This window comes from Bacteroides pyogenes (genome assembly GCF_014196225.1).
GTDB lineage: Bacteria > Bacteroidota > Bacteroidia > Bacteroidales > Bacteroidaceae > Bacteroides > Bacteroides pyogenes_A.
Window position 1 is genome coordinate 28,726 of the sequence record NZ_JACIDI010000002.1, and the last position, 13,446, is coordinate 42,171.

8 protein-coding genes are annotated in these 13,446 nt (G+C 44.8%); all 8 read right to left on the bottom strand.

The genetic code is table 11. From position 1 onward, the window contains the following. Window positions 1-19: 19 nt before the first annotated feature. The 8 genes from GGR07_RS01405 to GGR07_RS01440 all read right to left on the bottom strand — a co-directional run bounded on the left by GGR07_RS01405 (window position 20) and on the right by GGR07_RS01440 (window position 13,226). Entirely contained in the window at window positions 20-1,141 is a 1,122-nt protein-coding gene (locus GGR07_RS01405; protein ID WP_021646834.1) for a TlpA disulfide reductase family protein, read from the bottom strand. 30 nt (window positions 1,142-1,171) lie between these two features. Then, complete coding sequence (locus tag GGR07_RS01410) at window positions 1,172-2,434, bottom strand: thioredoxin family protein (RefSeq protein WP_172545161.1); 1,263 nt, start codon at window positions 2,432-2,434, stop codon at window positions 1,172-1,174. 5 nt (window positions 2,435-2,439) lie between these two features. Continuing rightward, complete coding sequence (locus GGR07_RS01415; RefSeq protein WP_021646832.1) at window positions 2,440-3,423, bottom strand: hypothetical protein; 984 nt, start codon at window positions 3,421-3,423, stop codon at window positions 2,440-2,442. A 21-nt stretch (window positions 3,424-3,444) separates the two neighbouring features. Further along, window positions 3,445-4,971: a RagB/SusD family nutrient uptake outer membrane protein gene (locus tag GGR07_RS01420; protein ID WP_021646831.1), complete on the bottom strand. Its 1,527-nt coding sequence runs from the start codon at window positions 4,969-4,971 to the stop codon at window positions 3,445-3,447. Between the two features lie 15 nt (window positions 4,972-4,986). After that, window positions 4,987-8,529, bottom strand: coding sequence for a SusC/RagA family TonB-linked outer membrane protein (locus GGR07_RS01425; RefSeq protein WP_172545162.1), 3,543 nt, complete (start codon window positions 8,527-8,529; stop codon window positions 4,987-4,989). A 364-nt stretch (window positions 8,530-8,893) separates the two neighbouring features. Continuing rightward, the gene (locus tag GGR07_RS01430) at window positions 8,894-10,042 is read right to left on the bottom strand and encodes a FecR domain-containing protein (RefSeq protein WP_122056392.1); all 1,149 of its coding nucleotides are present in this window, start codon (window positions 10,040-10,042) and stop codon (window positions 8,894-8,896) included. Window positions 10,043-10,251: 209 nt separating this feature from the next. Next, window positions 10,252-10,770 (bottom strand): sigma-70 family RNA polymerase sigma factor, encoded by a 519-nt coding sequence (locus GGR07_RS01435; RefSeq protein WP_034542256.1) that lies wholly within the window; start codon window positions 10,768-10,770, stop codon window positions 10,252-10,254. A 620-nt stretch (window positions 10,771-11,390) separates the two neighbouring features. After that, on the bottom strand, window positions 11,391-13,226 hold the full coding sequence (locus GGR07_RS01440; RefSeq protein WP_034542255.1) for an ABC transporter ATP-binding protein: 1,836 nt from the start codon (window positions 13,224-13,226) through the stop codon (window positions 11,391-11,393). Between the last annotated feature and the right edge of the window lie 220 nt (window positions 13,227-13,446).

The window sequence follows — 13,446 nt, forward strand, 5'->3', positions numbered from 1 at the left end:
ATGTATAGGATAATTACATTTACTTGCAGAGTTTCTCTACTTCCTGTTCCAGCATTTCGCCGCGTGCTTCGGTAGAGACTATGTTCCCTTCACGGTCTACGAGAAACATAGCAGGTATAGCAGAGACTTGATAAAGTCTGGCTACTGGACATTTCCACCCTTGCAGAGAGGAAACATGCAACCAATCCAGTCTATGCTTCTGGATGGCTTGCTTCCACTGATCGTTTTTTTTATCGAGAGAGACAGAAAGCACCTCGAATCCACTATCGCGATACTTCTCATACACTCGCTTGATGTTGGGGGCTTCACGCAGACAAGGAGCGCACCACGATGCCCAGAAGTCGATCAAGACACACTTCCCCCGAAGTGCAGAGAGCAAGAGTTTTTCCCCTTCGGGAGTCTCAAGCATAAAATCGGGTGCCTGCTTCCCTACTCCGACAGCCAGCATTGCCTGAATGGTTCTCTTCAAGGTTTGCCCTATATTCGATCGCTTCACCCGATCGCTCAATAGCCCATACAAGTTTTGCATTTCGGTTACGGGACGCTCTTTTGCCAAAAAGTCGTTTAAGATAAGTCCACTCACATAGCTGTCGGGATAGTGAGTAACAATACTGTCGAAAGTCTTCCGTGTCTGCTCCTTCGCCATGATATAAATCTCTCCGATAGAGTCTGCCAACACTTTGTTTTCCGGCGCGTTCACATCTTTATCCTTTCCCATAAACGAAATGGCAAGCATCGCATACATCTCTTGGCTAAGTGTCTTTGTCATCAGCTCAAAAAGCTCTTGATCTTTATCGCCTCTTACCGTTATCTCCGGCAGGCGAATACTCTTTCCCTTAACTTGTTCTTCCTTCAAGAGGTAGGTGATGTAAATGGGGTTCTCGTCGAGTAGAAAGGTTTTTGTAGAAGAGCCGATCAAAATCGTTATCCGCTTCACTCCGGGCAACGGCTTCTCCATACGGAAGAGTCCGCCCGACACAAGGGCGGAATCTACCTTCTCGAATTTATTTCGGCTTTTCATCTCGCCGAGATATACAGTTTTTCCCTCCATATCGGGTGCGCTACCCTCTATCTTGTACTTCTGAGCTGCAGCAGAAGATGCACAAAGAAATAGGATGATTCGTAGAAAAAATCTTTTCATTACTTTTCTTTTTGTTTTTCAATAAGGTGTTTAGTCTCTTTTTTTCTGGAGTAGCCATTCGTACTCTTTTCGTTTCCGGGTATCCATCTCTTCATACTTGCTCCGCAACTCATGAGCATTTGCTTTATTCCCCAATCGCTCATACAACGATGAAAGTGTTTGAAGCAGATGATAGTTAAAGAGCGGGGTATTTTCTTCTTTATGTCTGTATTCGTTCAACGTCTGCAAGAAGGATTGCAGCAGTTTTTTCTCTTTTACCGAAGGCAGTATGTAGCGGACATAATCATTGACGGTAGTCGATGTAAAACCTGTCAACTCCATATCCGCACAAGTCTGAACGTACTGCCACGCCTCACTATACCGTCCTCTGATAAGTAGGTTCTTGATGAAGAACTTGGCCTTTGCTTCATCAATACACCTCAGCCCGGCACGCTGCATATAGCCGATAACCTTCCGCTCCATAACTGTATCGGCAACCAAAGTGCGGGGAGTTCCGTAGGGATCGAACGAGATACGTGTCAGACGTTTCATTTCCTGTCCTACTGCCGCTTCAATCTGTCGGTTGATCTTGTAATAGTCTCTATGCAGGCGGAAGTAAAACCTATTAGCGTTTTGAACCAGATAAGCGAAAGCCGGAGTATGAACATCGGTGATGTATTCGCCCAACAAGTCCCAGACTTCGCCTTTATCGAGCTCTTTCAAGTCTATCTGCTGCAAATAGTCAGTAGCAACTGCCATAAGGCTATCTTTCAGAAAGGCGGATTTCAGTACCTCCATATAGTCTCGGATGAAAGCAAAACTGCGTTCTCCCTCCCTATATCTTTGCTGCATCGAAAAGAGATCTTTCCCTTCGGATGCCTGTCGCACAGCTTGGATCAGCTTATCGGCATCGTGATAGCCAGCCAACTGATGCAGCACATTACCTTTGGCATCAAGTAGCAATAGGGTAGGAAAACCTACGATGTACTTCTTGTAACGCGCGTACAGCAACTTACCCTCTCCTTTCTCCATATCATACTTAATGTTGATAAAGCGGGGATTAAAGAAGTCGCCGACTTGCAGTTGTGTGAAGACATTTTTAGCCAATGCCTTACAAGGTCCACACCATTCGGTATAACAGTCCATAAAAATCATTTTGTTCTCTTTAGTGGCAAGCTGCAAGATACTTTCCCAATTCGTATTGTCGTGGAAAAGAATGCCTTTTCCCGCCTCTGCTTCGTTCTGTGCTTTTATGTCCCCCCAAGGCAACCACAATAGAAACAAGAGAAATGTAAAGAGTGATTTTCTTTTCATACGCATTATTTCTTTTTTATATAGTTGAAATCATCCGGCGTCACCTTGTCATCGGGAAACTTGGCATTTTGTTTAGCGATCAGATCCTCGCCCTTCACTTTTCTGAAAAAGTCGATAAAGAGCGTAGCCCGTTTTGCCATACGCCAATAGTACTGTGTACGCTGACGGATATAACTACCCGGATTGTTGGTGATGAAAGAGAGGTAATCGGCATAGTCTTGTCCTTGTGTAGGGATTTTCACGGTATTGTTGACTCCCCTTATATAACCGATGACATTGGCAGCGTGTGCATTACGCTGTACCATCTCGTTCTTATCTACAAAGTCGGGATAAATCTTCTGCTCCGCCTCAATAGCCTTATCCTGCGGCACTGTGACCAGAGAGTATTTCACCGGTACTATACTGGCTAAAAACTCCATAGGCTTCTGAGTCATTTTGTCGAAGAAGAGTTGGGCGAACGCTGTACCCAGATTAGTTTCAAAGTGTGTCGCCGAATAGGGGCGTGTTGCAGAACTCATATAGCCTACAAATAGAGCATCCTGATCATTACTCAAGACGTTGACATACCTCTGGGTGATATAGCTCTCTTTCATCTCTTTCACAAGAAAGATCTTGTAGGGCAAGTTCTCTTTTAGAAATTCATCGCTATAATTGACAAACAGTCGAGTCTGTATATAGCCCAACATTTTCTCTAACGATACGGAGTCTTCTTGATTGGTCGTATCGAACTTGGTATATGGTTTTTCAAACTTACCCGCCCACAGCCAGATAAAGTCTTCCTCCTTAAAACTATAAAGTACGGCACAATTGTACTTACCGTACCACTCGGCAATCACACTGTCAGCATGAGACGACTGTTTGGTAAGCTGGGTCAGATAGCCGTATTCGGGGGTAATCTTTATTTGTGGGGTCAATGTATCTTCCGTACAGGCACTGCCCAATAGCAATATAACGGCAGCTAACCACGTATAACATATAGTCTTTTTCATATTGTTCTTACTTGAATAAAGTTACTGTGCTTTAATCACTCTACGGGAATAATCTTCGATAGTCTTATTATAGGTTGTTTCACTATAAGGAAGCGAGAGGGTGTAGTTCACATCGCCCTGTTCCAATACATACTGCTCCTCAGGGGAGTGATCGTCTGCCCGGAATTTGTGCACAATGCGTGGCATACCCGTCCGACGCAGATCGTTCCAGCGGTGTGTCTCGTCGAAGCAAAGCTCCCTGCGACGTTCTTCACGAGTAAAAGAAAGGAGGTCTTTTTCGGCAACAAAGTCTGCCAAAGTGAGAACAGTATACTTATCGGCCGTAAAACGGTTCCTGCGCAGTTCGTTCAAACAGTCGATAGCCTTTTGACGATTCTCTTCACCCCCCTTTTGTGTATAGGCCTCTGCCATATTAAGCAGCACTTCGGCAGTGCGAAAAGCCTGCTGGAAAGAGGTGCGATTGTATGGAGCAAACTTTATTGGTAGTTTATAGTATTTCACCATTTCCAAATTCGGATCTCCGGTCGGATTATTTATTCGTTTTTCATCTTGCTTGAAAAAAGCGTAGATGCGATTATCTCCCTCTTCATACAGCCGGATCAAGTGGCTGGCTTCTGTCTGCGAAGGAGCAAAGAAAGGCCCTGCAAGTTCGTCGAGTAACCCTATCATATACTTGTGATAGTCTACAGCCCCCCCGAAATTGAACACGACTTCAGGATTATCAAGTTTAATGAAGCTATACTTGTTGTCTATATCTTCCGGCTTCAATTGAGAGATGTCATAGAGAGCAAGCCCTTTCTCACGAAATTTCTCGCCGTAGGTTATCACGCCGTCCCAATCTTCGGTAAAAAGCGCCACTCGGGATTTCAACAGCAAAGCGGCATTTCTCGTCATCTGAAATTTACTGGTAGGGGCCTCCGTCTGACCAAACAACTCGATTGCCGTATCCAAATCTTGATTGATGAGACCATACACTTGTTGCACCGTAGACCTTCCGATAGTCTCCCGCGTCACATCGCTTTTCAACCAAATAGCTACTCCCATATCTTTAGCAGCAGTCATTTTATGATAAGGCAGTCCATACCAATTCACCAAGCAGAAGTAGGAATACGCCCGCAAGGCATAAGCCTGTGCTATGCAGTAATTGCGAGCATCGGCCGAGCCTTGCATCTCCTCCCGGTTATCGATAATCGTATTGCAAGCAAGGATATTGGAGTAACGCTTTTCATAAGCATTACCGGCATCATAAACGTAGTTCTCCACATCTTGCTCCCACAGGTAAGCTCCGCGTCCTACGGAGATGTTTACGTTGTCATATCCAGTGCGGTATGTAATGCCGCTGATTACTTCCACATCGTCCGTCATCAAATCGATAAAGGCTACATCGTTTGTAAATGTTTGCGGATAGCCCTCCCTGTTCAATACTGCTTGAAACTCTTCGACCTGCCGAGGAATAAGGAGATCACCCGAATCCTCTTTCAGAAAACCGGAACAAGAACTCAGAAGAAATGCGGAAACCATACCGCTGAGTATACGTCTTTTTTTCATTATCTTTCTCTTTTTTTAAAATGAAACATTAACGCCGAAGCTATAACTCGGCTTGACCGGCATATTGGCATAGGGGGTTTCGGGATCAAGCCCTTTCCAAGCCTTAGATGCCCACGTCTTGAGATTATTGGCTTGTGCGCGAACCGTCAAAGAAGAGATCTGCAATGGAGCAAGCCACGTAGAGGGCAATCGATAGCTGACCTGTATAGTGCGCAAACGAATAAAATCGCTCTTAGCTATACGCAAGTCGCTCTTATCATACAGAGCAGGCATACTAAGGTCTCTGCTTGTTCCGGTATCATAGAGTGCCAGCAGAGTTTCCGGAAAGTTTTTAGCCCGGCTCTTGTCATACAAGGCAGGGATATCCGTATGGAGTTCATCACCGGGCTTTCTCCAGCGGTTGATATAATCGCGAGGTACATTAGAGATTGGGTCGAATGCTTTATCGGCCTCCTCATAGATAGCCGGCAAACGTTTTACTCCTCCCAACTGATAGCTAAATCCTAAAGAAAGCGTAAGGTTTTTCTTATAAGTGAAGCGAGTGTCAAATCCTCCGGATATATCGGGGTAAATACTTCCGGAAGGTACATAAGCCATAGCCTGATAATCTCCTTCATGCACCTTGCGTCCGTCGGCTGCAAGAAAGAGAGGGTAACCGTTTTCAGCAGAAAGCCCTTCATACTTGAACGAATATATTGTCCCCAACGGTTGACCGATAGTAGCCACATTGCCATAAAGCATCTGTTGCAATACCTCCGTTTCGCTCAACGCCGAATTGAAGGCATACTCTATTTCGTTGATATTCCTACTGAAATTGAGTGAGAGATTCCAATCAAATTTTTTCGTACGGATTAAATCGGCACTGACACTACCTTCAAACCCTTTATTGCGTGCTGTTCCCACATTCATTAACATACTGCTCTTACCCGTAATCGGGGAGACACGCATGTCTGTAATCAGATCGCTGGTGTATTTTCGATAATAATCCAGTGTTATACCTAATCGCCTATCGAAGAATTTAGCATCCATTCCAAAGTTGTAGCTTCTCGTTTTTTCCCAACGCAAATCCGGATTGGGCAGATGATAGATACTCCCTTCAGTCAACCCTGAGATAGTATTGTTGCGCTCCATTTTAACGATCAGATACGGACTCGAATCATCGTGTATATTGCCTTGAATGCCATACGAACCACGCAGATGGAGTTCGTTGATGAAACGAAGTTCCTTAATGAAAGCCTCATTCGACAACGACCATTTACCGGCTACCGACCATGTGGGCAACCAGCGGTATTTGGGATTGCTTCCGAACTTGTTAGACCCGTCCGAACGGATATTAGCATTGATAACATAGCGATCGTCGAACGTATAGCTGAAAGTGCCGAAATAAGAAGCGACCTGCGTAATGCGATCTTGTAATCTGGGCAGAAAACGTCCGGCTTTAATATAAGATAAATAGGCGTCCGTCATTACAGGGGAGAATGTATTCCCATATTTCGGATTCCAGCCATAAGCATCGGTAGAGAGCCCCGTATACTTCTCCGAACGCACTTCAACACCGGCAAACAAATTGATATCATGCTTGTCATTAAAACGACTGATGTAGTTCAACGTATTTCTGATTGTATACGAACGCGCATTGGTATGCGTGTCTGCATAAGTTCCTCCGAACGGCAACGGAGACAGCTTGTACTTATCTTGTTCGGGAGTATAAGCACCATAGTCGTATCCACGTATATTGCCAACAACGTAAGAGCGATCCGTCGCCCACGAGGTTAGCCGGTTATTGCTCTGACCCAGTGAGAAAACACCCTCGTAAGTTATGCCTTTAAACAATCGAGCTCTGAGTTTAAGCGTTCCGCCAAATCTATTGGTCTTACTGACTTGCCCGGTCTGATTTAATTCATTCAAGATATTATAACTAACCGGATTGAGTCGCTGACGGCTATAATAGTAATAGTTACCCTCTTCATCGTAATGCGATACCGCTCTGGAAGTGCCGTAAGCATATCTAAACGGATTGACCGAGGTGTGATAACCATCGTTGTTTTGTGAGCTGACATCTATTTTCAGTTCTGCATCTATGCGCTTGTTGATTTGCACCGACACTTTCGCTAAAGCAGTGAAGCGTTCGCTTTTAGACTTCAAAGCAATACCCGGGCTACTGTTATACGCAAGCGAAGCGTAGTACTTCATACGTTCGGTTCCACCGTTAGCGGAGAGGCTATGATTTTGAGTGACAGTCGTACGAAACAGTTCGTCAAACCAATCGGTATTTATCGTCTCATATTTCCGTACCAATTGGGCAAACTGCTCTTGAGTGATCTGTTTCGAAAGCAACCGCTGCAAAGCTCCTTCAAAACTTTCGCCCATAGGCATACGCGGATATTCCAAGCGCTCGTCGTAGATCTCTTTAGAGAGACGAATACGCTCTTGTGAATTCATCATATCGAACTGACTGTATGCCGGACGGGTATTTATGGTTAAATCTCCCGTATAACTTATAACGGGACGACTTACTTTACCTTTCTTCGTTGTAACCACAATGACACCATTGGCCGCTTTCACTCCATAAATGGCTGTGGCAGCAGCATCTTTCAGGATATCTATACTTTCAATATCCTGCGGACTAATTCCCGATATACCATTCCCTATCAGATAGGCGGCGTCAGGACTATTCAAATCGGAAGAGGTGAAAGGGACGGCATCGGACATAATGATGCCATCGACTACCCATACAGGCGTTTTGCTACCATTGATGGTGGAATTACCGCGAATGCGGATAGTAGGCGTGCTGCTAGGCTCGCCCGACTGTGTCATCACCATCATTCCCGGCACTTTCCCTTGAAGCATCTGATCAATCCCCATAGCATTGGGTGTCAAAACGTCTTGCGCCTTAATGGAAGTTATGGCACTGGCCGACTCGCGACGACTCATCACCTGATACCCTGTTACTACAATTTCGCCCAGCATACCTTCATCTTCTTTCAGTATGATCATAGGGATACTTTTCTCCTCACTACCGAACTCAATAGAAACTTTCACTTCTTGCGGTAACATACCGAGATAGCTAACTTTCAGGATATAGGAGGTTTGTTGATTGTCTACCGATAAACGAAATATGCCGTCTTGCCGAGTGCTTGTAACCAGATTCGTTCCCGCAACGGCAATGTGAGCGCCGGGTAGAGGCTGTTTGTGCTCGTCGACTACGATTCCGCTTAATTCGCAACGCTTCTTACGAGTGGGCAAAACAGCACGTTCCTGTACTAAAGCAATGGTAATAAACTTGCCTTCTATGCTAAAAGTCAAAGGCTTATTGCCGATGACCAGCCGAAGGACTTCGGAAATGGGTTTACTCTTTGCTATCCCGCTACTCTCATACCGCGCAATATCTTCATAGTTGAAGATAATCCGATATCCACTCTCTTTCTCTATTCTCTCGAAGATAGAGGCCAACTTCTCACCGTTAAACTCTATCGTAATTTGTTTTTCGCTTTCTTGCGAGAAAACACTGGAGGAGATGAAGAGGAGAGCAAGCAACATTCCTGCTATTCTCGTCATTGGCCGCTTTCTCTCCGTTTTTGTTGGAAAAAGGATACTGTTTTTTTCCATAAATTACATTTGTGTGTGTTTAACAAAGTCCAGAGATACCATTTCGAAGATAATCTCTCGGTTTCGGTTATATTTTTATCAATGTTTATTCTTTTTATAATACGAAATGAAAGAGAAAGTGGGTGAACGCATCTCGTTTTTTATTTCAACTTTATATTCGAACGAACATCAATCTGAATACCTACCATTTTCCCAAAACGGAAAATTCCTCTGGATTTGAAAAGGATACAGACCACCAACAGACGGGGTATAGGAGCAATTGAAAATCGGTAGTATCCGGTAAAATAAATTAAGTGTGTATAGGAAAAAAGAATTACTCCTCTATCACAATTGTTCCTCCATCTTGCCTGACTTTTACCTTTCCTGTCAGGTTAAGGATTCGAAGCACGTGTTCCGGAGTTTCATTTCGGTTAGCCCAAAAGTTGAAACGATAGTGCATAGCGGTTTGGCTTTTGAATACAATCGTGAGATTGTACCACCGCCCAATAGCCTTCATAATATGTTCCAATGTAGTTTCTCTGAAACAGAATAGATTTTCCCTCCACGCAGTCATTTCACTGACATCGGCTGGTTGAGCTACAAGTCTTGAGGAGGCTGCATCGAGATAAACATTTTCGCCGGGTGCGAGCTTTACTTTATTAGCCTTAAACGTGTCGGAAACTTCTACCGAGCCCGTAAGCAGTGTAACAGACCTGTTTTCGCCGGGATAGGCTCTCACATTGAAAACAGTTCCTAAGACTTGCGTTTTCGTTGTTTTGTTTTTCACCACAAAGGGTAAAGAGGTGTCAGGTGCAACTTGGAAGAAAGCTTCTCCTTCGAGGAGTTCTACCCTGCGTTCGCCGCCTGTGAAGCGAGAGGGATAGTGCAACGTAGTTTCCCCATTGAGCCAGATTTCCGTACCATCACTCAAAGCAAGGTGAAACGTCCGTCCTCGCGGTGTGGCAAGCGTGTGCATCTTGACCGAAGACTGCTGGCTTTCTTGTGAATAAGCCAATGTTCCGGCATTCAGTGTTGCGCCGAGTTCTGCGCTTAGATGTGCTTCTTGTGTAAGTGCATCTATCGAAACAGACTCATTCTCTCCGACGCGAAGCATCACTTCGCCCGATTGGGATACAGTGGTAAAGACAACTACTTCTTTTTCTTTCATCCAGAGAAAATACCCTATGAGTAGCAGAAAAGCTGCTGCCGCACTCACTCCCCAATAGAATATTCCGGTTCTGCGCCGGACAGAGATTCTCGACCGAAGAGTGCGCCAAGCCTTCTCCGTGTCGGGAACCATCTCCGGCTCCAAAAGCATAAGCGCTTCTTTGGTTTCGGACAGTTCTTGAAATAAGGCACGATTTGAATCCACGCTAAGCCAATATTCGAACTCTTCCGAGCAACGCACTTTTTGATCGTTCAATGCTCGTACGGCATATTCATAATTCTGCTCGTCAAGAATCGACAGTTTATTCCTTTTCATACTATTATTGAGTTAACGAGGAGCGAGCTGACAAAAGATATAAAGAGTGCGCAAATAAATCACCCAATCAATGAGATGCGGTTTGCTGTTAGAATTTTGGTCTGCATACTCTTTTATCAACTTATTCCTTAATATCTGCAAATTCGTATTTTCTTCAAACTTATATTATAACGTTTTCAGTAAGAAAACAGGTGATTTTCCTCTCTTTTTTAATTGCCTTTAACTCCTCTTACCCGTTCTCTGATGAAGGCCAGGGCCTTTACAATATGCGTCTTTACCGTATTAACCGACACCCCCATTTCCTCTCCGGTCTCTTTGTAGCTCTTTCCATAAAGGAAGCAAGACTTAAATGCTTGCTGAGTCTTGGGAGGCAATTGCTGGATCAGTGTCATTATTCGCGAAATTCGCTCGTGCCGCTCTTCCCAATACTCTTCATCGTCAATACGCTCGGAAAAGAGTGTTACATAAGCTTCATACCTGTTCCTAATATCGCAACGGCGTAAGTGGTCCATACACCGGCTGCGGACAAAAGTATATAGCGCAGCAAGGGGTGGGGTAGCGGCATCCTGAATATCTTCGTAATGCTTCCAAAGATACTCAAAAGCATCGCCTACTATATCGGCAACCGTTTCTTTATCCCCAATCAGGTTAAGCGCATAGAAGTATAGCCGGTTATAGGAATTCCTGAATAGTTCTTCAAACTCTGTATACTTTTTTGCAGCGTGCATTGTCTATAATTTTTTCAGATGCAAATATACATGATAACTTTGAGTTTTCACATTTTTGACGTACATAAAGATAGTTTCTTTTGTGTCATTTCCGATGGTGTATCAAACGAATATCTTTCATATTTTCATAACGTCGGACAAGGGTGGAAGGCATGGTAAATAAGAAGTGCGGGAAGCCGATTGAGACTTTGTCGGGCAATCGCATATTTGGTATAGATTGGACATAAGGGAATTAGAAAATCAATCATTCACAGTTCGCAAATGAGGAAAGAATGTTTCATTCAGTTTCCCACTATTGAAACAAAAGTTTCCCACTGGGGAAACTTTATTTTCCCTTTATGGAAACTTTTGTTTCCCCAATGGGAAACTAAGGTCGGTCTATATATGGAAAGCTTTCGAAGCACGCAAATACGATCAGACAGCACTCATGGAAGCGGCAGAGCGGGTGCAGCAACAGAGGGTAGCTGACCGTACTGCGCCTGCCGAGGTATACGAATAGGGGAAAATACTTTCGGAAACAGAGAGCATCCGTAAGGAGTATAAAAAAGACACTGAAGAAAAGATCGGTAAATAGCGTACGATATTTTGAGGAAATCTTTTAATCAGAAAGAAAAAAACGGCTACAGTTGTTGCATGTCGTGCAACCGCTTATAATACCCATTCAAAGCTATCAGCTCCTCATGCTTGCCCCGTTCTACAATCTCTCCTTCGTAGAGTACGCAAATCTCATCGGCATTCTTGATAGTAGACAGGCGGTGGGCAATGGCAATGGTGGTGCGCGTCTTCATCAAACGTTCCAAAGCCTCTTGTACCAAACGTTCCGATTCCGTATCCAATGCGGAGGTAGCCTCATCCAGAATCAGTATGGGAGGATTCTTCAGGATAGCGCGGGCGATGCTGATGCGCTGCCGTTGCCCCCCGGAGAGCTTGCTGCCGCGATCGCCGATATTCGTATCATACCCTTCGGGTTTCTCCATAATAAACTCGTGTGCATTGGCTATCTTGGCGGCCTCTATCACCTGTTCCATCGTAGCGTTCTCCACACCGAAAGCGATGTTGTTGAAGAAAGTATCGTTGAATAAGATTGCCTCTTGGTTCACATTTCCCAGCAGGCTACGCAAGTCAGAGATGCGCACATCTCTGATGTCGGTTCCGTCTATCGTGATTTGTCCCGACTGCACATCGTGATAGCGCGGCAGAAGGTCGACAAGCGTCGATTTCCCGGAACCCGACTGACCGACCAAAGCGATTGTCTTTCCTTTCGGAACAGTAAGATCGACATGCTTCAACACATCCTTTTTGCCGTCGTAGCTGAAAGAAATATCTTTAAACTCCACTTTGTCCGTCAACCCGTTCAGCGGTTTCGGATTGGTTATTTCCCTGATGTTATTCTCCGCTTTCAATATCTTATCCACACGCTCCATCGAAGCCAATCCTTTCGGGATGTTATACCCCGCTTTGGCAAATTCTTTCAACGGATTGATGATGCTGTACAATATCACCATGTAGAAGATAAATGTAGGGGCATCGATCGACGAACTCTCTCCCAGAATGAGCGCGCCTCCGAACCACAGCACCGCCACGATAAGAATCGTACCCAGAAATTCGCTCATCGGATGCGCCAGCGCCTGACGCATGGCTACCCGATTGATAGCGTCGCGCAGCTCGTTGCTGCATTTGGAGAAACGCCTGATCATGCGGTCTTCTGCAATAAAAGCTTTGATAATGCGCAAGCCGCCCAATGTTTCTTCCAATTGCGACATCGTATCGCTCCATTTGCCCTGCGCTTCGAGCGACTGACGTTTCAGCTTCCGCCCCACTTTGCCCATCACCCAGCCCATGGCAGGCAATACGAGTATGGTGAACAGCGTCAGTTGCCAACTCGTAATGATCAGTGTAGTGAAATAAAGCACAACCAGAATAGGATTCTTCAAAAGCATATCGAGCGAACTGGTAATGGAATTTTCCACTTCACCCACGTCGCCGCTCATGCGGGCAATGATATCGCCCTTTCTCTCTTCGGAAAAAAAGCCCAAAGGCAAATGCAGCACTTTCGAATAGACCATGATGCGGATATCACGCACCACTCCCGTGCGCAAAGGGATCATCACCGCTGTAGAGCCGAAATAACAGGCTGTCTTCATCAGAGTCATAAAAGCAAGAAACAACCCCAGAAAAAGCAAAGTCATAGTAGGACCATTTGCTTCAATCATACGCGAGACGTAGTAATAGAAGTTGTTCACCCCTACTTCTTTGAGGCTTCCGCTCCCCCACTCCATGAATTCATACACTTTTTGGTTATCGCCCGTTTTGAAAAGAATATTCAGTATAGGAATCAGCAGAGTAAATGAAAATACATTGAAAACAGCGGAGAGAATGTTGAGCAGCACCGCCCACCCGATGTATTTCTTATAAGGCGCCACAAAACGGCGCATGAGTTGTATAAATTCCTTCATTACTTTAAGTTGGGTGTTTTAAAACTGCAAAGATATAACAAAGTTGCCGAACGACTCATAGCTTTCTTTATTTATTAACGCGATTTACCGAAAAGCCGGCTTCTTGTCGCCCGCTTCCGAAGTCCGGCATCTTCAGCCTTTATCATCCGACATCATAAAGGTCGAACGTGATTCCTGTCCGTTTTCCGAAGTCCGTCATCTTCAGCCTTTATCTCCCAAC

Bases quoted from the DNA above. Each gene is read 5' to 3' on its own strand.
- GGR07_RS01405 (WP_021646834.1), bottom strand. From the start codon at position 1,141: ATGAAAAGATTTTTTCTACGAATCATCCTATTTCTTTGTGCATCTTCT.
- GGR07_RS01410 (WP_172545161.1), bottom strand. From the start codon at position 2,434: ATGAAAAGAAAATCACTCTTTACATTTCTCTTGTTTCTATTGTGGTTG.
- GGR07_RS01415 (WP_021646832.1), bottom strand. From the start codon at position 3,423: ATGAAAAAGACTATATGTTATACGTGGTTAGCTGCCGTTATATTGCTA.
- GGR07_RS01420 (WP_021646831.1), bottom strand. From the start codon at position 4,971: ATGAAAAAAAGACGTATACTCAGCGGTATGGTTTCCGCATTTCTTCTG.
- GGR07_RS01425 (WP_172545162.1), bottom strand. From the start codon at position 8,529: ATGACGAGAATAGCAGGAATGTTGCTTGCTCTCCTCTTCATCTCCTCC.
- GGR07_RS01430 (WP_122056392.1), bottom strand. From the start codon at position 10,042: ATGAAAAGGAATAAACTGTCGATTCTTGACGAGCAGAATTATGAATAT.
- GGR07_RS01435 (WP_034542256.1), bottom strand. From the start codon at position 10,770: ATGCACGCTGCAAAAAAGTATACAGAGTTTGAAGAACTATTCAGGAAT.
- GGR07_RS01440 (WP_034542255.1), bottom strand. From the start codon at position 13,226: ATGAAGGAATTTATACAACTCATGCGCCGTTTTGTGGCGCCTTATAAG.